Source organism: Ktedonosporobacter rubrisoli, assembly GCF_004208415.1.
Lineage (GTDB): Bacteria > Chloroflexota > Ktedonobacteria > Ktedonobacterales > Ktedonobacteraceae > Ktedonosporobacter > Ktedonosporobacter rubrisoli.
Genome location: NZ_CP035758.1, coordinates 7239335 through 7259305, shown reverse-complemented (window position 1 = coordinate 7259305; position 19971 = coordinate 7239335). Strand labels below are relative to the sequence as shown.

The 19971-nt window shown below is 51.8% G+C and carries 21 protein-coding genes and 1 pseudogene; 13 read left to right on the top strand and 9 right to left on the bottom strand.

Annotation, left to right across the window (positions count from 1 at the left end; genetic code table 11):
* The first annotated feature begins 12 nt into the window (after window positions 1-12).
* From EPA93_RS31545 to EPA93_RS31535, 3 genes are all read left to right on the top strand, one after another.
* Window positions 13-378, top strand: a complete 366-nt coding sequence (locus EPA93_RS31545; RefSeq protein ID WP_129891335.1) for a hypothetical protein — start codon at window positions 13-15, stop codon at window positions 376-378.
* 118 nt (window positions 379-496) lie between these two features.
* Complete coding sequence (locus tag EPA93_RS31540) at window positions 497-1087, top strand: RNA polymerase sigma factor (protein ID WP_129891334.1); 591 nt, start codon at window positions 497-499, stop codon at window positions 1085-1087.
* Window positions 1077-2234, top strand: coding sequence for a DUF4179 domain-containing protein (locus EPA93_RS31535; RefSeq protein ID WP_129891333.1), 1158 nt, complete (start codon window positions 1077-1079; stop codon window positions 2232-2234). The genes EPA93_RS31540 and EPA93_RS31535 overlap by 11 nt, the downstream gene beginning before the upstream one ends.
* Before the next feature lie 148 nt (window positions 2235-2382).
* On the opposite strand, the gene EPA93_RS31530 is transcribed toward EPA93_RS31535, so the two are convergent.
* The 3 genes from EPA93_RS31530 to EPA93_RS31520 form a co-directional block, all read right to left on the bottom strand.
* A complete protein-coding gene (locus EPA93_RS31530; protein WP_129891332.1) occupies window positions 2383-3039 on the bottom strand; it encodes a hypothetical protein in 657 nt (218 codons plus the stop codon).
* A gap of 286 nt (window positions 3040-3325) precedes the next feature.
* Complete coding sequence (locus EPA93_RS31525; RefSeq protein WP_165423515.1) at window positions 3326-3538, bottom strand: helix-turn-helix domain-containing protein; 213 nt, start codon at window positions 3536-3538, stop codon at window positions 3326-3328.
* A 247-nt stretch (window positions 3539-3785) separates the two neighbouring features.
* Window positions 3786-4115 (bottom strand): hypothetical protein, encoded by a 330-nt coding sequence (locus tag EPA93_RS31520; protein WP_129891330.1) that lies wholly within the window; start codon window positions 4113-4115, stop codon window positions 3786-3788.
* 645 nt (window positions 4116-4760) lie between these two features.
* Between EPA93_RS31520 and EPA93_RS31515 the strand changes: the two genes are divergently transcribed.
* From EPA93_RS31515 to EPA93_RS31505, 3 genes are all read left to right on the top strand, one after another.
* On the top strand, window positions 4761-5936 hold the full coding sequence (locus tag EPA93_RS31515; protein ID WP_129891329.1) for a glycosyltransferase family 39 protein: 1176 nt from the start codon (window positions 4761-4763) through the stop codon (window positions 5934-5936).
* Between the two features lie 162 nt (window positions 5937-6098).
* The gene (locus EPA93_RS31510) at window positions 6099-7058 is read left to right on the top strand and encodes a helix-turn-helix transcriptional regulator (RefSeq protein ID WP_129891328.1); all 960 of its coding nucleotides are present in this window, start codon (window positions 6099-6101) and stop codon (window positions 7056-7058) included.
* A gap of 165 nt (window positions 7059-7223) precedes the next feature.
* Window positions 7224-7901, top strand: coding sequence for a hypothetical protein (locus tag EPA93_RS31505; protein WP_129891327.1), 678 nt, complete (start codon window positions 7224-7226; stop codon window positions 7899-7901).
* 67 nt (window positions 7902-7968) lie between these two features.
* Here the strand turns inward: EPA93_RS31505 and EPA93_RS31500 are convergent, their stop codons facing one another.
* The gene (locus tag EPA93_RS31500) at window positions 7969-8535 is read right to left on the bottom strand and encodes a PadR family transcriptional regulator (protein WP_129891326.1); all 567 of its coding nucleotides are present in this window, start codon (window positions 8533-8535) and stop codon (window positions 7969-7971) included.
* 93 nt (window positions 8536-8628) lie between these two features.
* On the opposite strand from EPA93_RS31500, the gene EPA93_RS31495 reads away from it, so the two are divergent.
* Window positions 8629-8817: a hypothetical protein gene (locus EPA93_RS31495; protein WP_129891325.1), complete on the top strand. Its 189-nt coding sequence runs from the start codon at window positions 8629-8631 to the stop codon at window positions 8815-8817.
* A gap of 16 nt (window positions 8818-8833) precedes the next feature.
* On the opposite strand, the gene EPA93_RS31490 is transcribed toward EPA93_RS31495, so the two are convergent.
* Window positions 8834-9160, bottom strand: a complete 327-nt coding sequence (locus EPA93_RS31490) for a hypothetical protein (protein ID WP_129891324.1) — start codon at window positions 9158-9160, stop codon at window positions 8834-8836.
* 331 nt (window positions 9161-9491) lie between these two features.
* Here EPA93_RS31490 and EPA93_RS31485 point away from each other — a divergent pair, with 331 nt between their 5' ends.
* Entirely contained in the window at window positions 9492-10253 is a 762-nt protein-coding gene (locus EPA93_RS31485; protein WP_129891323.1) for a class I SAM-dependent methyltransferase, read from the top strand.
* 441 nt (window positions 10254-10694) lie between these two features.
* A complete protein-coding gene (locus EPA93_RS31480; protein WP_129891322.1) occupies window positions 10695-11552 on the top strand; it encodes a class I SAM-dependent methyltransferase in 858 nt (285 codons plus the stop codon).
* A gap of 79 nt (window positions 11553-11631) precedes the next feature.
* On the opposite strand, the gene EPA93_RS31475 is transcribed toward EPA93_RS31480, so the two are convergent.
* The gene (locus EPA93_RS31475; RefSeq protein WP_129891321.1) at window positions 11632-12219 is read right to left on the bottom strand and encodes a TetR/AcrR family transcriptional regulator; all 588 of its coding nucleotides are present in this window, start codon (window positions 12217-12219) and stop codon (window positions 11632-11634) included.
* 139 nt (window positions 12220-12358) lie between these two features.
* On the opposite strand from EPA93_RS31475, the gene EPA93_RS31470 reads away from it, so the two are divergent.
* Window positions 12359-12775: an ester cyclase gene (locus EPA93_RS31470; RefSeq protein WP_129891320.1), complete on the top strand. Its 417-nt coding sequence runs from the start codon at window positions 12359-12361 to the stop codon at window positions 12773-12775.
* Between the two features lie 73 nt (window positions 12776-12848).
* Here the strand turns inward: EPA93_RS31470 and EPA93_RS31465 are convergent, their stop codons facing one another.
* Genes EPA93_RS31465 through EPA93_RS31455 form a run of 3 tightly spaced genes read right to left on the bottom strand, consistent with a single transcriptional unit; the run spans window position 12849 to window position 16406 of the window.
* Complete coding sequence (locus EPA93_RS31465; protein ID WP_129891319.1) at window positions 12849-14048, bottom strand: pyridoxal phosphate-dependent aminotransferase; 1200 nt, start codon at window positions 14046-14048, stop codon at window positions 12849-12851.
* The gene (locus EPA93_RS31460; RefSeq protein ID WP_129891318.1) at window positions 14045-15223 is read right to left on the bottom strand and encodes a M20 family metallopeptidase; all 1179 of its coding nucleotides are present in this window, start codon (window positions 15221-15223) and stop codon (window positions 14045-14047) included. Before EPA93_RS31460 ends, EPA93_RS31465 begins: the two co-directional genes overlap by 4 nt.
* Before the next feature lies 1 nt (window position 15224).
* The gene (locus EPA93_RS31455; RefSeq protein ID WP_129891317.1) at window positions 15225-16406 is read right to left on the bottom strand and encodes a CaiB/BaiF CoA transferase family protein; all 1182 of its coding nucleotides are present in this window, start codon (window positions 16404-16406) and stop codon (window positions 15225-15227) included.
* Between the two features lie 412 nt (window positions 16407-16818).
* On the opposite strand from EPA93_RS31455, the gene EPA93_RS31450 reads away from it, so the two are divergent.
* From EPA93_RS31450 to EPA93_RS31440, 3 genes and pseudogenes are all read left to right on the top strand, one after another.
* Entirely contained in the window at window positions 16819-18036 is a 1218-nt protein-coding gene (locus EPA93_RS31450) for an MFS transporter (RefSeq protein ID WP_165423514.1), read from the top strand.
* 398 nt (window positions 18037-18434) lie between these two features.
* Window positions 18435-18848 carry a hypothetical protein gene (locus EPA93_RS31445; protein WP_129891315.1) on the top strand — a complete coding sequence of 138 codons (414 nt, stop codon included), beginning with the start codon at window positions 18435-18437 and terminating at the stop codon, window positions 18846-18848.
* Between the two features lie 172 nt (window positions 18849-19020).
* A pseudogene (locus EPA93_RS31440) lies at window positions 19021-19952 on the top strand (isoaspartyl peptidase/L-asparaginase family protein).
* The last annotated feature ends 19 nt before the right edge of the window (window positions 19953-19971 follow it).

Sequence of the window (19971 nt, the reverse complement as noted above, 5' to 3'; positions counted from 1 at the left end):
CTAAGTGGTAAAATGTGTGAAAAATGTTATGGCCTCTCCTGTAGGAGAAGTTTTCAGAAGGAGCAACAGCACGAGAAAGCCCTGGCGCACAACTCCGCTGTTTCGCACAGATTTTACCACCATCACCTTAAAATTTGTGCTGATTTTGTCTTATCCTTTGGGCAGGAACCGGGCTGGACCTCGCCTTTGCTGCTGAGCAGCTTGATTCTTGGCTGCCTGGCGCTGGCCTCTCTGCCCTTTATCGAGAGTCGGGTGGCCAATCTGATTATCAAATTTTCGCTTTTGCATAACCGTATGTTTGTCTCGACAATTGTATGCCAGGTCTTAAGCTTTCTGGCGCTCTTTTCGCTGAGCTTTCTGCTGCCTTATATTGGCTAGAGAGGTATTAAAAATGTCCCCGTTTAGATCCTACCGACATATTATGAGTGATATCAAAGTTAGCCGCACCGGTTCGGTATAAAGACGAGGAAAAAGCATTGAAAGTAGTGATATATACATGGATGTTTGGTTCGCAACTCTGATACCTGGCACCTGGGATACGGATACAGAGATCCATCGGGAGTGGGAACTGATTAGCGCGGCCAGGAAGGACCCACAAGCGTTCGCGCCGCTCTATGAGAGCTATTTGCCGCGCATCAATCGCTATATTCGCACGCGTGTTAGCAGCGACGAGGATGCCGCAGACGTGACACAACAGGTTTTTCTGAACGCTCTGCAGGCTTTGCCCAGATACCGCTTTAAGGGTATTCCCTTTAGCGCCTGGCTATTTCGCATTGCTCAATTAACGCTTAAGCAGAAACGGCGCAAAGATAAGAGTAGCGTTTCCTGGGATCTGTTGCCTGTAGAGAGCTACCTTGAGGGCGAGCTCGACCCCGAGGATATTGTCTTGCAGCAAGAGGGATTGCAGCGCTTAAGGCGTTTGCTGGCCCGCCTGAGCCCCGAGAAGCGCGATCTGCTAGCACTGCGCTTTGCGGCAGGCCTCTCTTCGTCAGAGATTGCGGCCGTGGTTGGAAAAAATACGGAGGCCGTAAAAAAGCAATTGTCGCGTATCATTCACACTCTGAAGGAAGAGTATCATGACGCATAAGATTGAAGAACAATACAAGGATTTATTACCCGAGCCGTCCGATAGCAAAGCACATAATCTGGTGCAGGATCTACACGCGGCTTATACCCATACCACGCCGATAGCGCAGCCTCGTTGGGAAGTGCTCTTAGCTCGCACACAGAGCGCAAATAGTGAGAAGCAAAGAGATCTGCGCCTTCCGGCCTGGCAGCCTATCCCAAAAATTTCCTTTAGCATGGCAGCAGCCGTTGTCTTGCTCTTGGCGACTGTTGTTATTGCCTCGGCTGCCGCTCTGGACATTCCTGCGCAACTTTATCAAATCCTGGGCATGACCAAAGGCGGATCTCAACAACTGCAAGCCGGCCAGTATACCGAACTTCACCTGACGAAAACTGTAGACGGGATACGCGTCTCGCTTAAAGCGGCATATGCGGATGCTAACATGGTAGTTGTAGGCTATACGATTACCAATAATGATCAGAACAGTACCAACAACGCTAACGATAAGGTTACTAACGGCCAGAAGAACATCAACATCAGAAATAATACTAACAGCAGAGATGATGGCATAAGAAGTGAAGCTATCCTGGTCACAAAGCAAGGAAAGACCTTGCCCAACCTGGAGGGTACTTTAGGTTATTCTGCTCGTTCGATGAGTAAGGACTATCAGATACCTTTTGCATGGATGTTCGATGGCTCAACAATCGAGAATAATCCTCATAATCTCGATCTGGTGCTTAAAGTAAGACTGGGTAAGGAAAATCCTGGTGCAAGAGGGGGAAGCATTATTCAATATGATAAAAGTGTGAGCTTTGCCTTTTCTGTACCCTTCCATAAGAGCCAGGTACTGACTCCTCATCAACGCGTGACGGTTGACAGACAAACGGCTACATTGGAGAAAGTGATTATTGCGCCCTCTGGTACTCAATTGGTTGTAAGCGGTTTAGCAAAAAACTATAGTCTCGGTTATTCGACTGTACGGACCCCTGGCAAGAGTGCGGATGGCTTAACCATGGAATCGTCATATGGTCAGGCTTATCAGAGTACGGTTTTCTTCTATACACAGCCCATAAAGCAGGTATCTGGCAAGTGGGTATTCACGCTTGTACAAGCTATGGAGAATGGTGGGGCAGCCCGGAAGTGGGTCTTTACCTTTGTGGTGCCATAAGTCGGCTGGCTAAATAAGCCTTGCCTGCTACACTAGTGTTCGACTCCCAATGCTTCCATGAATGTGAGCTGTATTGTAAAGAAAGCCCTGTTGGTTCCATCCGCGCAGGGCTTTCTCTATGGTCTGATCTTACTCTTCCCAATAAGCCTTAGCTCTGTGGGTCTGGGACGAGACAAACGTTTTGCCAGGCCTGGGGCTGAATGGTGATATAGTGAGAGATGCGGGTCGGCTCTGCCCCCAAGCTATAATTGTACTCGACCTGCCAGCTTCGTCGCTCCTCTGGCGTTTCGGGAAAGAGCTCCCCGCTCAGAGCGCCCAGCAGCGAGCCGGCACAATAATACAGAACGGCTTCGTTATCTTCTGGCCCACAAGGCTGATCGGCGACCAGCTCTTGCAGCGTCTCAGGGATATCCGGCTCGTTCCAGCGCCGATCCTCATCCTCTAGCTGATTGTGGAAGTATCCCCAGCGCCCGATGCGATAGCCTGTGCAGGCCTCTGGATGGTCCAGCCTGGCCAGCGTGCTTATACCGGAGCGCAGAAGGCCGCTTTGCGGGGCGAGAACGCCACCATGATAGACACCAAGATAAAAGCCGATGCGCTGCAAATGCGTGGCGCAATCCGGCGCGGTGAAATAGCCGTGCTTTTCGTAGTCCCTGAGCACCTGAACCAGATAGCTGATGGGGATGGGATGTTCTCCTTGCTGATCGCCATACATGGCTGACCAGACGCCTTGCTCGTAATGGTTGGCGAATTCAACGCTCTGGATATCCAGGAGCGGCAAGATGTGTAGCTGTTGCATGGCCATTGTTTGATGATGCTGCCTTTCTCTAAATGTGATTGACAGCCAGGAGGGAACGTGCGAAAATGAGCATGTTCCAGCCCGACCTTAGCAGTATTAATGCTCTTTGAGTGATCAGCAATACTATTAAGGCACTGGTTAACGGCAGCGCCGAATACTGTTATCTTGTCAGGATTGGGAGTATCGGCGCTGCCGCTTTTTTGGACAGCTTGAGCTTTGAAAGCATATGCCTCATGTTGTCTGCCTCCTTTCTCTTAAAGTGCCGGCGGCAGGCGGCTCAAGATAGCGCCGTCTAGACCGTGACGTTGAGCCCCTCTATATCTCGCACGAGCATATGTTCACCAAGGGCTTCGTTAAATGCATCTACGATGGCAATAGCGGTCTGCCCTGAGATAGGTTTTCCGTTCTCTGCCTTACGCACCGTGTTCGGATTAAGGCGCGCTAAACGAGCTAGATCATATTGGGACCATCCCAGAATACGGCGATAATATTTGATTGTTGGCATGTGGCCTCCAAACATGGGTTTTTAGAAAGCTAGCAGCTAGCTGCAACTATACTTCTAAATATTGTCTTCTTGCAAATCATAAGAATAGATTACAATAAATTGTATATTGAGTCAATATACTATAATTCGCGCATTTTTCAGCTGAAATTAAGCTTATTAATAGCTAAAGATGAACCTATTTTAAGTGAAATAAGGCCAGGGAAAAATGTGTGAAATTGCTGGTTCTGTCTGGTACTCCTGGAAAGCTTTAGAGTATATTCAATCCCTCAATCTCCCATGGTTTGATTTCACGACGATATGCTCTGCTGAGCGCACTTGAGATTGCCTTGGCAGTTGGTGCCTGTATCCAGCCTCCCTTTTCGGCAACCATTACCGACTTGCGTGATATCCTTGCTTCACCCGCCAGCATTGTAATGCTCCAGCCTAAATCCAACCTATATTGGCGAAGAGTTGGCATATCGTTTCTTTCTAAAATGTTAAGTTTATTTGTGTGTAATAATATCTTTAAATCAGTGTTTGTCAATAAATAAGCTTCTAGCATTGTATTGCAGTTATTAACAACTCTTTGCAATTTCATACAACTCCATGCAACTCCAACCCAATTTTGATAAATCCATATATATAGAAATTTAATAACTCAACGTCCATTACGTTCTTTCGCTACTTATAGTCAGAGCAGAAAAAAGTGCTTTCAGCATTTTCTAGGATCAACTGCCAGGGAAAAATGCTTGAATTTAGCATCTCTTAATCTTCTAAAAAAAGGGATTGTTAAGGGCTTGCCCTTAACAATCCCTCTCCCCTCTCCCCAGCGTTAGCAGACAGCACAATAACGAGAAAATATCAGAAAAGCATCAGCAATTATGTTACCTCATACGTTATCAAACGTCCAAAAAAATGTGCTTATACAAGAAGTCGGTGGATCTGGCAGAACTAACTGCCCATGCTCATTCTAGCCCTATCCAAAGGGCAAAGATGCACCTACGCGAAATAATCAGCCTTACCATTTCGTATTCGTAGGTGCAAATCTGCAAATATATGCGCAAGTTATACAAACTCGCGACCAATTAAATTGTTCCGCATGTTTTGCTGAGTTTTTAGAGAAAGGATAAGCCATATTATAGCTCTTTTCAAGAAAATCTCTTTTCCCGGGGGGAAAGATGCGTGGAAGGAAGCAACTGGCATTTTCCTCCTCAGCCGCTTACTCATCTTCATATGCACCTATATGGGATGGAGCCGTCTGCTCGTCAACAATCCTGAACTAACTATTTCCCCTCACGGCCTGCGCGTTCATGAATGTCTGCGCGACGTGGGCCTGTGCATGAATTCCTGGCTACAGTTTGACGCCACCCACTTTCTTGGCATCGCCTATTATGGTTATGGCGGCTACAGAATGGATATGGCGGGATATCACCTCCATCATCCATATACGGCAGCCTTTTTCCCCCTCTATCCGCTCTTGATCCATGGGTTCGGGCTGCTCTTTGGCGGCTCATTCATCGCCCATTATATTGCCAGCCTGCTCATCTCCAATCTCAGCTTCTTTATTGCATCGATCTTGCTCTATCGCCTTGTATGCAACGATTTTGGAGATGTGATAGCCCGAAGAAGCCTCTTCTTCCTCGCTTTTCATCCCTTTGCAGTCTTTTTCTTCCTGGGCTACAGCGAATCGCTTTTCCTGATGTTCTGCCTGGGAAGCTTATGCTTCTTACGACGAGGCCGGCCACTTGACTGGTGGTTAGCAGGCCTGTGCGGCGCAGGCGCTATTCTGACGCGTGGCACCGGCATCATCTTACTGCTGCTCTTCTCGGTGGCTTTCCTCAAACATTTCTGGGTGGAGCTGCGGGCCTGGTTTGAGCACAAACAGAGCATTTTCAAAGAGGGACGATGGCGGGCGATGCTCAACGCCCTGCTCCCAATGACTTTCATTCCGCTGGCCCTCGGCCTATACATGCTCTACCTCTGGATCAACTGGCAAGATCCCTGGCTTTTCAGCCACGGCGAAGAACACATATGGGGACGACATATTACCTGGCCCTGGATGGGAACCTTTGAAGCTATATATAATCTCCTGTTTACAACACACGGATGCGATGCCCGTAACCTGACTGACCTGATCTTTACCATTGGGCCCCTGGCCATTATTATCGCCGGCTGGAAACGCCTCCCGCTGGACTACCTCATTTTCGCCCTGGCAGTTGCCCTCTTCTCGCTGCTCTATCCGTGGCCCGGCCATGCCCTGGCCTCTGCACCACGTTTCCTGCTGATCATGTTTCCTGTAGGCGTAATGCTGGCATTATGGAGCGCGCGATCGATGGCGAGAAGAGCCTTTGAGGTGATCTGGCTTACTTTTTTTGTCCTGAACACCCTGCTATTCGTGCTCTGGAACTGGGTTGCCTGATAGCCGCTCTAGCCCGGCGAGAATTACAACAAGAAAGCTCCAGCCTGCATGCAGGGTCAGAAAAATTCCTGGGAATTGTCGCAAGGCTGTACAGAGAGCTGCGATCTGCTATGATATGCGGAGAGTGAATAGTGAAGAACAAGACTTGCCCGTAGGGAAGAGATGAATAAAACTGATCGCCTTTTAGCCATTGTGCTGGAGCTGCAGAGTAAGGGCCGGCAGCGGGCCGAGGACCTGGCCCAAACCTTTGAGACCAGCAAGCGCACCATCTATCGCGATATTCAGGCCCTCAGTGAGGCTGGTGTGCCGCTGATCTCAGTGCCAGGCCAGGGTTACTCGCTCATGGAAGGCTATTTCCTGCCGCCCTTGAGCTTTAGCAGCGAAGAGGCCACTATGCTGCTCCTGGGCAGCGACTTTATGGCCCGCAACTTTGATGCGCAGTATCGCGCCGCCGCCCAATCGGCCGGGCGCAAGATTGCCGGTGTCCTGCCTGAGCACTTGCGCGACGAAGTACATTATCTGCGCGAGAGCATCGTGTTTATTACGCCCGGCGCGCCCGATGATCTCGATGAACTGCCAAAGCTGCAACAGTTGCGCCGCGCCATCATCGAGCATACCACCGTGCGCTTCACGTACTATACGCGCCATTCCCAAACCGATGAGCCGAGTGTACGCGAGGTTGATCCCTATGGACTTGTGCATTATCTCAATCGCTGGATGCTGACTGGCTACTGCCATATGCGCAAAGATGTACGCCACTTTCGCCTCGACCGCCTTGAAGCCCTGGAATTCCTGCCGCGCACATTCCAGCGGCAGCCCAACTATCACGTTATTGATCGCTCGCGCTCACAAGGCCAGGCCGGCGATATTCGTGTACGTGTTCTCTTCGATGTGCAGGTAGCGCGCTGGGTACGTGAGGCTCGTTCCTTCTATATGACTTCGGCGGAGGAAACCACTGAAGGATTGCTGGCCACGCTTATGGTGCGGCATGAGAGCGAAGTGCAACAATGGCTGCTCGGCTGGGGAAGCCATGCGCGCGTGCTGGAGCCTGAATCGCTGCGCCAATCTCTGACCGAGGAGGCGCGCAAGATGCTCCAGCACTATGCTAGCAATGAGCAATGAAGAGCAAGAAAAATGAAAATGATAAATTGTTGAGCTCACTTGCATCCCGGGGCCAGGCTTGTTATACTGAAGCTGTGATCCAGTTAGACCTGGAGAACATTTAGCGCTGTATAGATATGTAGTTGTGGAGCTTGCAGAGCTCCCATAGGAGTAAGAGAGCGGTAAATGACAACCGCACAGAAACCCACGCATTCTGTACGCTCGGCGGCACCTGCGCCACCACCTCCTCAAGACAATCCTATCATTCACGGCGATCAAGCAACGATCCAACACTGGCTGCACCATTACTGGCAAAAGCTGCAGTTACCTGAAGAAGAGCTGCAGCTACTGGCAATTACACAGGATCGTCAGGAGTTTATGTCCTGGACTGGAAAGCGTCTGAATATTCTGGCTCTTGGCTGCTATGGCTATTTACCGCCGCCCGTGCGCCGACGTCGCGCGCCGGTGTCGAAAGCGACGCATCGCCATCTTATCTTCATTGAGCCTGATATGCAGCCCCAATCTATTGAGGTTACCATTGCGCATGAGCTGATTCATTTATCTGATCGTGTGAAGGGCAATCCGCGCAGGCATCGCCATCATGGCTACGATTCTATTGCTGCTGACGAGGCCGCGATTACCGGCTATAGCCTGGAAGAGCTGCGGGCGCTGCTGCAAATGGAGGGCGAGCGGCGCGAACAGATACGGCGCGCCCGGCGGCCCATTCGCTATCTCTATGAATGTCCGAATTGCGGCAAGCGCTACCCACGCGCTCGGCGCTATTCACAGGCGGTATCCTGCAGTAGTTGCGATAAGAGCTATAATCCACGCTTCAGGCTTCTGCTTGTCCCAACTACGGCTTGAGCCTGGTGCTATGCAGTTTTGCGGCGGAAGGGATCAATTACCCTTCTGCGGCCCTTAGTTGCGCTGTCTATTTGTGCAAGCTCGCCAGCTTGCCTTGCAATTCGTAGAGCCAGTCGAGCAAGGAGCGTGTCTGGTAAATACGGCTGCGCAAGACAACCAGGTCGAAAAACGCGGCATCATCGGCACTTGCGCGTGTGCTCACTGAGGTCTCTGAATGCTGCTGCGTCTCAAGGTGAGCCAGGAAGCGCTGGCAGGCCTGGATCTGGCTTACAATCAAAGAGGGCATCTGTTCGGGCTGGTAGCGCTGGGCGAAATAAAGCTTGATGAGAAAAAGAATACGAATGTCGCGCGGCTTCTGGACCGCCTGGCTAAGCCATTCTTCAAAAATGCCCTGGCCCGTAGTCGTGAGGTGAAAGATCTTGCGCGGCGGACGTGCTCCCTGTGGCTCTAGCTCTGCTTCAATATATGTCAGGCGTTCCAGCTTCTTAAGGAAAGCATACATCTGGCTCATTTCGAGGTGGACAATTTGTCCCAATGTGCCATTCTCAAACTGCTGAAACATCTCGTAGCCATGCATAGGCTGGCCCTTGAGCAGGCCCAGAATCGCATATTCAGCAGGTTCGCTAATCTGCATAATCCCCTCTCAATATATATGTGGGCAGTACTTAGCTTGCCCTGGTCTTCATAAGGGCTACGGCGTGGCAGCGAGCTCCCTGGCAAATCATCCATGGCTGATAGGAGCGCAGCCAGCATTGACGCGCTTATGTTCTGTTCCGGTTTCTTCCTCAATAGAGAAGCTCTGGCCGCGCGGGCAAATCTTGTCGGTATGTCGGCAGATGGACTTGTCTATGCGCTCGGCAGGCCAGGTCCGGTCGGTAGCTATTGTACGTCCTGGAAAGGGACATTGCAACGTTAGCGTGACTGGCGCGATGTTAACGGCCGCGATTAAAGATAGCATTGATGAGTGTGATAACCGCGCCAAATATTATAATGACAATCAATATGGTACTGGTTACTGACGGATCGCTGTATAGAGAGATCAGGAACAGACCAAAGATCATGATCATAAAGGCGATGATTGAGGCGATTGCCAGGGTCAGGCGCTGAGCGGCGCTTGCCCTGGCCGGGTTCGCATCCGCTAGTTTCTGGCCTGCGCCAGAGTTGGCATAACTATTATAGGGCGGCTCAGCTTCTTTACCTGAGTAGCCTCTCTCAGCACTATAGTTTAATTCCTCAAAATGATTTTCTTGTTGCTGCATAGCAATATTAGTCTCCGTTTTCCTTAAAAATATGCACTACCTCTTTTACGTCATAGACCGCAAGAAGGTTGTAGATAATAAATATCGCTTGTGATGTACCTATGTAATCATGCATTTCTAGCTACTATTAAAAAGTAAGCCATTAGCCATGCTGATTTCTCCATCTGCTGGCTGAGGCAGATGAAATCGTGCTGTATTTTGGTAATTTGTGGTATTATATTGGTTTTAATCGCCAGAATTATATGCTATAATCATGTAGCGATAGTAAAAAACACCATTGAATTAGAATATTTTGCTTATCATAAGAAAATTCTTGTAGGAGATCATTGCAATGTCTGATGAGTTGATACGGAGTCAGCTAACAGAGCGGCGTGGCGATTATGGCTTTGATGCACCTTATATGCCGGTAACCTTGGGACTACTGGGCGTGGGCTTTCTGAGCCTTGGAATCCTGGCTCTGCGCAAAATTCGCTCGTGGATTCCCGGCATCGTTCTGCTGGCCAATGGAGCCTATTTTCTCTTGAGTATGACCGGTTTTCTCTATACTACGCGCCTTGGCAAATTTCTGGTTTGGGCCGAGATTCTGGCGCGCCTGGGCTTACGGGGAGATGAGCACGTCCTTGATCTTGGTTGCGGACGTGGCGCGGTGCTCTTGATGGCAGCTGCTCTGCTTCCACACGGGCGGGCTGTAGGCGTCGATCTGTGGAAGACCTCCGACCAGTCAGGAAATGCGGCAGATGTTACGCGGCAAAACGCTGTCCTGGAAGGAGTTGCTGAGCGCGTCGAGTTGCAAACAGCAGATATGCGCAAGTTACCCTTTGCGAATAATACCTATGATGTCGTGCTTTCCAGCCTGGCAATCCACAACATCACTGAGGAGTCCGGGCGTATGGAGGTTCTGACCGAAGCTGTACGTGTGCTCAAGCCAGGTGGCAAGCTTATCATTACCGATTTTCAGCAGACCGAGCGCTATGCCGAGCATTTGCGTGCCCTGGGAATGAGTGATGTGAGCAATCGTCGCCTTGACTGGCGCTTCTGGTATGGAAGTCCCTGGACTATGGTAAGGCTGGTCAGCGCGCGCAAGCCGGCCTGAGTGTCTTTACTGCAAATGAAAAGTTGCAAGAAGGCGCAGGCGCGGTTTCCATGATCAAAAAAGGGGAAGAGGGCCTGTACCAACGGCCCTCTTCCTGCAGTCCGCTTGAGACCAGGGGGGAAGGTCTGTCGCGGGCCTGACAAAGATGAGTAGAGATATGTGTTGTTTGCCCGATTGCTGAACTGCACAGCTTACTATTACAGGTAGTATACTGATAATCGGCGTAAGGTGAGAAGTAAAACAGGTTATGTCTCGGTTTAGATTCGGTTATAGTTTAGCGTAAGGCATGTGATTTTAGTCATACTTTAACATAACGTAGTTTTTAGCCGCCAGCGCACTCAGCGGCTAGGAGTGCTACCCTGGCTACTTGACGTTACGCGCCTCGCTCTTCTAGAATGACCATGCAATTACGATGCATCGTTGAGAAGAGGAGGTCCGCTGATGCCGGAACAGGCCTATCCCATTGTGCTTTCATATATTCAGGCTGCCACACTACTTGAGGCGCGTAAGCAGGGCCGAGAGCGGATAGAGCTCTCGCCCGATCTGGGCATCTCTACTGTAAATGTCACGCTTACCCCCGAAGGGGTGACGTTTCCATGCGGCGAGCAGTTGAACTGGCGGCAGATAGAGAAGATCAGGAAGGCTGAGAGTAACTGCTTTGTCATCGAGGATAATCAGGAGCGGACCATCCAGGTATTTTCGGAGGCTACCAGTCGCGTGTGCAGTCTCTATCCCACGCAGCGCACGCCGACCATGCTGATTGGCGGCTTTACGATGCACCGCATTGTCGATATCGATCCTATGCAGGATACCTTAAAGAAGATCAAGACCCTGGCCCCGCTCGCTGGGCGCGTCCTGGATACGGCCACGGGCCTGGGCTATACGGCTATCGAGGCTGCGCGAACCGCGCAAGAGGTGATGACTATTGAGCTCGATCCGGGCGCCCAGGAAATTGCGCGGCTCAATCCCTGGTCGCGCCAGCTCTTCACCGATCCAAAGATTAAGCAAGTTATGGGCGATGCCTTCGAGGTTGTGCCGGAGTTTGAGAGCGAGAGCTTTGAGCGCATCATCCATGATCCGCCGGTCTTCAGCCTGGCCGGCGAGCTCTATGGCGGTGAGTTCTATCGCCAGCTCTATCGCGTACTCAAGCGGGGCGGGCGCCTGTTTCACTATATCGGCAATCTAGAGAGCAGGTCCAGCGGAACTGTGGCCCGTGGCGCACTCAAACGCCTGCAAGAGGCCGGCTTTAAACGCGTCGTGCGTCGGCCCGAGGCCTTCGGCATCTTAGCCTACAAATAATTGACGAGCGTAACGTCAAGCTATAGTGACGATCGGCAACAGGCCTGCAATCACGACGGCCAGAACGTGCTGGGCCATCCTAGAGGCAGCGGAGCATACTTGCCATTAGCTCAATGGCCTCCGCGTCCTCCAGCTCTTGCTCACGCACCAGCGAGCGCCAGGTTTGAAAGCTAATGGCATGCCCAATAGCGGCACGAATCCGCGTCGAACAAGATGCGTTTTTGGGTTCCCACGCCGAAGCTAGCAGATCCCGGACTTGCTCCCAATATGCGAAATAGGGAGCAAGCACTTCACGCAGTATTGGTTTCTCTTCCATATCATGTAGAGCGTGCAAGGACATCTGCTCGGTGCGACGATGAAAGGCATAAATCTCGCTGAGCCCTCTGCGCAACCGCTGCTCGGCATCCTTAATGCTTTTCCAGGGGCCGGGATCGGGGGGAGGGTTGAGCGCCTGATAATGGCTGGTGCACGCCATGACAAGCGAACGCTCATCCGGGAAATGGCGATAGACCGTCAGCCGTTCGACGCCTGCCAACTCCGCGATGGCACTAATAGAGGCTTTGGCTCCTCCAACCGTCTGATGAAGGTAGACTGCTGCCTCGATAATGCGCTGTCGCGTCTCCTTTTGCTGTTTCGCACGTTGCTGTAACGTATATTTGCGCGCCATAGATTCCTTTCTTTTGCTTGCCCGCTCACATTTCGCTAAACAGAGATGTTCAACGATATTGACAAGCCTGTACATCTTCAGCTATGCTTAGTTTGTAATCATGATATACCCTTGTTTGCCGAAATGAAAGGAGCATTCCATGTCCCTCGAACAGAACAAAGCGGTCCTCACGCGTTTTGTCGACTTCATTAATACTGGCAAAACTGTCATCGCTGACGAGGTGGTAGCCCTTGACTTCTTGGAACGTGATCCCTTCCCCGGCCAACAGCCAGGCCGCGAGGGCCTCAAAGCACTTATTCTCATGCTTCGTACCACCTTTCCCGATCTGGTGTGGATCGTGGATGAAATGGTGGCTGAAGGAGAGATGGTCGCCAGTCGCTTTACCTGGCGTGGCACCCATCGCTGTACCTTTTTGGGCGTGCCTGCGACGGGCAAGCAGATCACAGTAACAGGGATGGTCTTTGATCGGGTGGTTGAGGGTCAACTTGTGGAGAGTCAGATTCTCATGGACACCTTGAGTCTCTTGATGCAACTTGGGGCCATTGCGCTGCTGTAATGTTTATGGGTGAGGTGAGCAAAGGAAAAAGCCCCTGGGGCCTTCCAGAGGCTTAACCTGATTTTGTAGAAATTTAGCGGTCGGCAAACTGGCAGATCTCGCGCACTCCGCGCTCAATCTCCTCATCCGAGGCGCCCAGCGAGATGCGTACATATTCCTCGGAGACCTTGCCAAAGCCGTTTCCCGGTGCCACAGCAACATTGCGCTCGTGCAGCAAGTCGAGGGCAAACTGACGTCCCCTCTTCTCACCCCGTTTGCCACGCACATCGATCAAGGCATAAAAGGCGCCGTGGGGCGTATAGACATAACGCCCCGCCTCTTTGAGCAGCCTGACGGCCAGGTCGCGGCGCTGCCGATAGCTATCGCGCATCTCCTTCACACAGTCCTGGGGACCGGTCAGGGCTGCAGCGGCTGCGCGTTGCACGATGATGCTTATATTGGAATGGTTGGCACAGAGCACATCAGTAATTGTCTTGGTCAGAGCTTTGCTAGCCACGACATAGCCGACGCGCCAGCCCGTCATTGCATAGGACTTTGAGAATGTATAGATCCCGATGAAACGTCCGTCCTCAAGCTCCGAGCGCGTGAGCAGTGTTGCCGGGCTGACATGCTCGCCCTCAAAGATAATCTCGTCATAGCACTCATCCGAGATCAGATAGAGATCGTGGCGGCGGGCAAAATCCAACAAGGCGCTGACTATCTCGCGTGGAAAGATTGCGCCGGTCGGGTTGCCTGGTGTATTGATCATGAGTAGGCGCGTGCGCGGCGTAACTAGCTTTTCCAAACGCGCGATATCCGGCAGCCATTCGCTCTGCGGATCGAGCGGATAAGGAACGGCTGTCACTCCTACCGCCGTCAGCTGCATGGCATAGATCGGCCAGCAAGGGTCAGGCATAAGCACCTCATCCCCTGGACCGACAGTCGCCGAGAGCGCTGCCATCAGCGCACCGGTTCCACCCAGCGTCACAGCCGTATTCTCGGGATCGATGCTATAGCCATCCACGCGCGCAATCTTGGCAGCGATAAGCTCGCGCAGCCAGGGCCAGCCGGCCGGAGGACCATAGGTTAAGGGCTCATTGGCAATTGTTTGCAAAGCCGCCTGCCTGATATGCTCAGGCGTACGAAAACTGGGCTCGCCGATCTGTAGACGCACAGGCGGCGGTAAGCTTCTTCCCTCCGCGCGCGCTTCACGCTCGACCTGCTCGGCATAGGTGCCCAGCATCGTAATATCGTTCATGGCTTGATCGTAAATGTGCTGTTTGCCAAATTTCATGATTGTATCCCGTTATTAATCTTCTCAAGCAGGCCCGTGATCAAGGCTATGCGTGTGGGCAAGTAATCAAGCTCTACATATTCATCAGGATTGTGGGCCAGGTCGCCGCCAGCGCCAAGACCATCTATAGTTGGAACGCCTAGAATGGAGGTGTTGTTGGCGTCGGATGCGCCGCCCGTGCTGTGATCTCTAATCTGGATACCCAGCTCTGTGCCAACCTCCTTGACAAAGCGCACCAGGGGCTCATTGCGCTCAGAGCGCTCAAAGGGCAGGCTGCGCATCTCACCGCTGAACTCAATGCGCGTGCCCTCTATTGTCGTTTTTGAAGCTACCTGTTTCATAGCGGCCTCGATAGCATGCACGCCGGCCATATTGCTGGCCCGCACATCCATCAGGCAATAGGCATGATCGGGCACGACGTTAGAGCGGTCGCCGCCATGGATCACACTTACGCACAGCGAGGTACCTGGAATGGTGCCGTGTAGGGCCTGCATGGCCAGTACCTGGTGGGACAGCTCAACAATAGCGTTGCGCCCGCGATCCGGCTCAACTCCGGCATGCGCTGACAGGCCGTAGACATCGACGCGATACTGACCAGAGGCCCGCCGCGCCGAAACTACTGTATCGATAGCCCGGCCCGGCTCTAATACAATAACTGCATCTGACTGCTGCGCAAGCTTCTGAATCAAGGCTTTGCTGGCCGGCGAACCAATCTCCTCGTCACTATTCCATAGGCAGGCCAGGCTCTGGTAATTAGCCTGCTTTGCATCTATCAATAAGCGTGTACCGTACATGCCCATCAGCAGGCCGGCTTTCATATCCAGCACACCAGGACCCATGGCGATATGCTTACCATCTTTTTCGGTGAGCTTGAATGGGCGGCGCTGCACCTCTCCATCCGGGAAGACAGTATCCATGTGGCCGATCAGCAGGATGCGCGGCCCCTGGGGATTATTACCCTGATGGGTAGCGACAAGATGGTTACCGTATTCCTCCTGTTTATCAAAATAAGTCGAGAAGCCAAAGTCGTGGAAGCGCTGCTGTAAATATGCACCAACCTTGTCTACTCCCGCCTTATTATAGGTGCCGGAATCGATATTGACGATGGCCTGCAGGTCGGCAAGGAACGGCTCCATAATCTGTTCGGCTTGCTCAACTGTCTGATGCTTGTTCATTTTATATTGACCCTTCTACTTTAAACTGCTCAATCTCCTCGTCCGTATAGCCTGTGGCGCGCAGAATCTCAACAGTATGTTCGCCCAGCTCTGGCGGCGGGTAGCGCTGCTCGGACGGATGGTCAGAGAGGCGCGGGAAGCTGGCTAGAGTACGAAACTGCTCGCCTTCCCTTCCACTGCTTATCGTGACGTTTCGTTCAGCGATATGGGGATCGTTGAGGGCCTCATCAAGGCTATAGACGGGACCGAGGCAAGCGTCGATCTCGGCCAGCTCATTGATCCATTCGTCGCGCGTCTTCGTCTTGAAGATAGACTTCAGCAAGCTGATAGCCTCTTCCCTCTCACCCGGCCCAACCGGCATATGGAAAGGCAAAAGCTCAAGATGTCCGATACGTGTGCAGAACGTGTGCCAGAACTTGGGCTCTAGAGCCGCAAGCGTAACATATTTGCCATCTCTGGTCTCATAAATATTGTAGCAGGGCAACCCCCCATCCAGAGAAGAGCGTCCAGGCAGTGGGGCCTTACCGGTATTGAGGTAAGCGGTTGTGAATAGCGGCAGAAGAGAAAGTACGCCTTCGGTCATCGAAACATCGATAAAACGTCCTTCGCCAGTCTGGTTACGTCCGAGCAGCGCCAGAAGAATGCCCATGACTGCCATATAGCCGCCACCCGCCAGATCGCCTAATTGTGTCGCCGGCATGGCTGGCTCACCGCGCGCTCCGCGATTGTAGTGCAACAATCCGGCATAGCCTGCATAGTTGAGATCGTGGCCGGCCCTCTGCTGATAGGGGCCGTCCTGACCATATCCTGAAATAGCACAATAGATAATACCGGGGCGTACTGCCTTCAGTTGCTCATAGCCAAGACCCAGGCGCTCCATAACTCCAGGCCGAAAACTTTCTAGAACGACATCGGCCTCATCCAGTAAGCGCAGAAATATAGCGCGTCCACTCGCTGTTTTCAAGTTCAGGGTCAGGCTGCGCTTGTTTCGATTGACCGCCAGAAAGGTGAGGCCCATACCGCTATTGTGGCGTGGAGGCATAGAGCGAGCATAATCGCCACTTCCCGGTTCCTCAATTTTAATCACATCGGCGCCAAAATCGGCGAGCATCTGTGAGGCGTAAGCTCCGGGCAGCAGGCGCGAGAGATCGAGGATACGTATGCCCTTGAGTGGCTGGCTCATGTCTGTCTACTCCATGAGGATCAAAGTACAATATTGTACTTGCAAGAGTAGCAGGGATAAATAGGAATTGTCAATGGAATTACCTTGCCCACAAATGCCATTGACATTGCCCATTTTTGCATGTACTATCTTAATAGTACTTGATATTGCGTTATTTTGCCGGTTTTTTAGCTCATCTCTCTTTGTCGGCAAGACTAATTGTCGCCTGTAAACTAGCGGGCTGTATATATACAAGTCATGATTGGGAAATGTGGGAGCGTGAATGGCTACCTGGGGTGCGTCTACAAGCTTGCGGCATGTCCAGCGCACAAGATTTGCCAGAGCCTTGCCTGCTCTCGGGCATTTCCTATGCTTGATCGGTGTTAGAAATAGATATAGAATTTTTTTGTCTCATCGTCAAAGAAAGGACCGCATGAAAGCGCTAATCAATGAGCAACAGCAGGCTACGCGACCGCCCACATTTCGGTTTCACCTGGCTCTGTCTTTCCTGGCCTTCATTATGATTGGAGCCAACGATGGAGCGTTGGGCGTCTTATTGCCAGGTATGCAAAACTATTATCATGTTGATAAAGCTATTATCAGCCTGCTTTTTCTCTGTAGTACACTGGGATATTTTATTGCGTCTTTTAACAATGGATTGCTCATTGAGAAGCTCGGCAAGCAGCGCGCCTTGATGCTAGGCACGGCTATATTTTTAGGTGGAACCGTTGTCCTCTCCCTGGCCCCACCCTTTGCCCTGGCCCTTGGTGCGTTCCTGCTCGGCGGCTTTGGGATTGCCATGCTGGATGCCGGGCTCAATTCTTATGTCGCTGAGCTGCCCAATAACACTACAAAGCTCAATTATCTCCACTTCTTCTATGGTATTGGAGCCTGGTTAGGGCCTATTGTGGCTTCGGGCTTGCTGGCTGCGCAGCTGGGTTGGAACAGCGCCTATATGGCCTGGTGTGGTTTTAGCTTCCTGGTGCTGCTGGCCCTGGGCCTGGTCTTTAAGGATCATGCATCTACTAAAGATAAAACTGAAAAGACTGGTAAGGATAATCTTTTACTCTCGACGCTCAAGCTACGGGTCGTCTGGGTCGCTGCTCTCTTCCTGCTCATCTATGTGGGAGCCGAAGTCAGTCTTGGCAACTGGGGCTATAGCTTCCTGGTTGAGGAGCGGCATGGCTCAACGCTGATCTCTGGCTGGGTGATCAGTGGTTACTGGTTGGGGCTCTCGCTGGGCCGCCTGATATTGGGGCATCTTGGGGCAAAAATAGGCAACAAGAATCTGATCCAGCTCTGTTTGCTTGGTGTCGTTATCGGGCTGCTCCTGATCTGGCTGGTGCCTGTCGAAGCAGCTTCGGCCATAGGCATCTGCTTGACAGGCTTTTGCCTGGGACCAATTTTTCCGACAACTATTGCCCTGATGCCCTCGCTTGTCTCCGGGCGCGTACTGGCTACGGCCATCGGCTTTCTAGCCAGCCTGGGTAGCATGGGGGCCGCGCTGTTCCCCTGGCTTGCGGGAAATCTTGCCCAATATGCTGGCTTATGGTCTTTGCTGCCTTACGTCATTATTCTGACGATAGTTATGCTTGGCCTATGGCTTCTCTTGCAGAGGCGTCCCGACGCGGAGGCTCCCGCTAGCTTGTAGCGCGCAACATATGTTTGTGAGCATGGAGGATCTTTTCTTCCATGCTCTTTTTAATGCCGATAGCAGGTAAAGCCTGTTGTGCTCTTCCCCAGGATATAGTGCTCAGAGTATATGAGGATTAATGTTGCAGAGCAGAAATTTCCTGTGTTTTATTCGTTCAATCATCGTAAGAGAAATATGAATTATATTTAAGTCATAAGCCATGCAGCAATGATTGACAAGATATAGTATCATTAAACAATATGGTATAGGTAGCTACATAGCGCATGTTCTCGTAAATAAGCGGCCCGGGCTGTAGATATACCGGTTGTACGAACAGGATATTCTGAGCTAGAGAGCCGGGTGAGCCTCGTGTTCATGCGCGAATGAAGCGATATTGGATGTTGCCAGGGAATTTGATGAATTCACAAGAACCATTGATCACGTTATATGCCCGCCCCTCAGAGCTATACGCGGTTGAACAGGTGGTCCGAAGATATATATCTATGCTTGAGGCAAATCTACCGCCCACTGGAGAACTGAACTGTGTTGTTGCTCGCTTGCAGTCATTTCGGCGCCGCTATCAGGGCCAGCTTTTGCCCGAGAAAGTGCGTACAAAAAAGAAAGTGGTCCGCGAGTGTTTGCTACCCATTCAGGCTAGCCCAACCGAATTGCTGGCCTTTGGGACAGCCGTAATTGGCTATGAAAGGTTATTGAAGGTAGGTAAGCGGCCCGCGCAGCCAGCGCTTGATATTCTCCAACGCGTACTCACGTTCCAGAAACGCTATCTTGATGCTCAGCAAGCCACAGTTTTTCCCCATCTGCACGATTAAGCTTGCCTGACTGTTCGGGCTTGAAGAGAAAGAAATAAAAGCTCAGCCTGCAGGAGTCAGCAGAAGGACCAGTAGCAGAGTACATAAGGCTTTTTTGCGTGTAAATTTCACACAGCCTCAACATATTTCATGATACAATTCTCTCACAAGAACTTGCTTGAGGAGATTACACATGCCAATAGCTATCGTCGTTCATGGAGGAGCGGGGGCAATTGCTCCCGAACGAAAAGAGATTACGCGGATAGGATGCGAGGAAGCGGCTGCTATCGGGTGGCGCGTCTTAGAAGCAGGGGGAAGCGCGCTAGATGCTGTGCAGGCTGCAGTATGCGCTCTTGAAGATAATCCTGAGTATAACGCTGGAACCGGCTCCTGTCTGACCCATACAGGTAATATTGAGATGGACGCGGGTCTGATGGAAGGACATACGCTGCAGGTGGGGGCCGTTGCTAATATCGAGCTACTTAAAAATCCTATTTTGCTGGCTCGTAAGGTTCTGGAGAGCCCGCACGTCTTGCTGGTCAGTCAGGGGGCGCGTCGCTTCGCCCTGGAAAACGGTTTTTCCCTGTGCAAATTTGAGGATTTGCTGACCGAGCGGCAGCATAACCGCTGGAAACAAATTCATGGTGTCGATGACGATGAGCCGCGTTATTATCGCCGGCAGGTCGGTCATGTGCAGGCAAGAATAGAGCCAGCGAATCCAGTCTTTGAGGAGCCTGAGGAGAGACACGGTACAGTCGGCGCGGTAGCCGTCGATATCCATGGCCACCTGGCGTCGGCCACCTCGACGGGGGTTTTACTAATAAATATTCGGGGCGCATTGGCGACTCGCCGCTGGTGGGCTGCGGTTTCTATGCTGATGAGCACGCGGCTATCTCCTGTACAGGTGATGGCGAAGATTTTACGCGCTTGTTGATTGCCAGGCGGGCCGCTGATTTCGTCGCCCAGGGAGCTGACGCCCAACAAGCCGCTAAGGCCGCTATTGATGTGCTCGGAGCGCATGCTACAGGGACTGGTGGGCTGATCGTGGTTGACCGGCAAGGGAACGTTGGCTTTAGCTGGAATAGTGAGCATATGTCATATGCGTACATGCAATCTGCCGGCTAGCACATGTACGCATATGCTT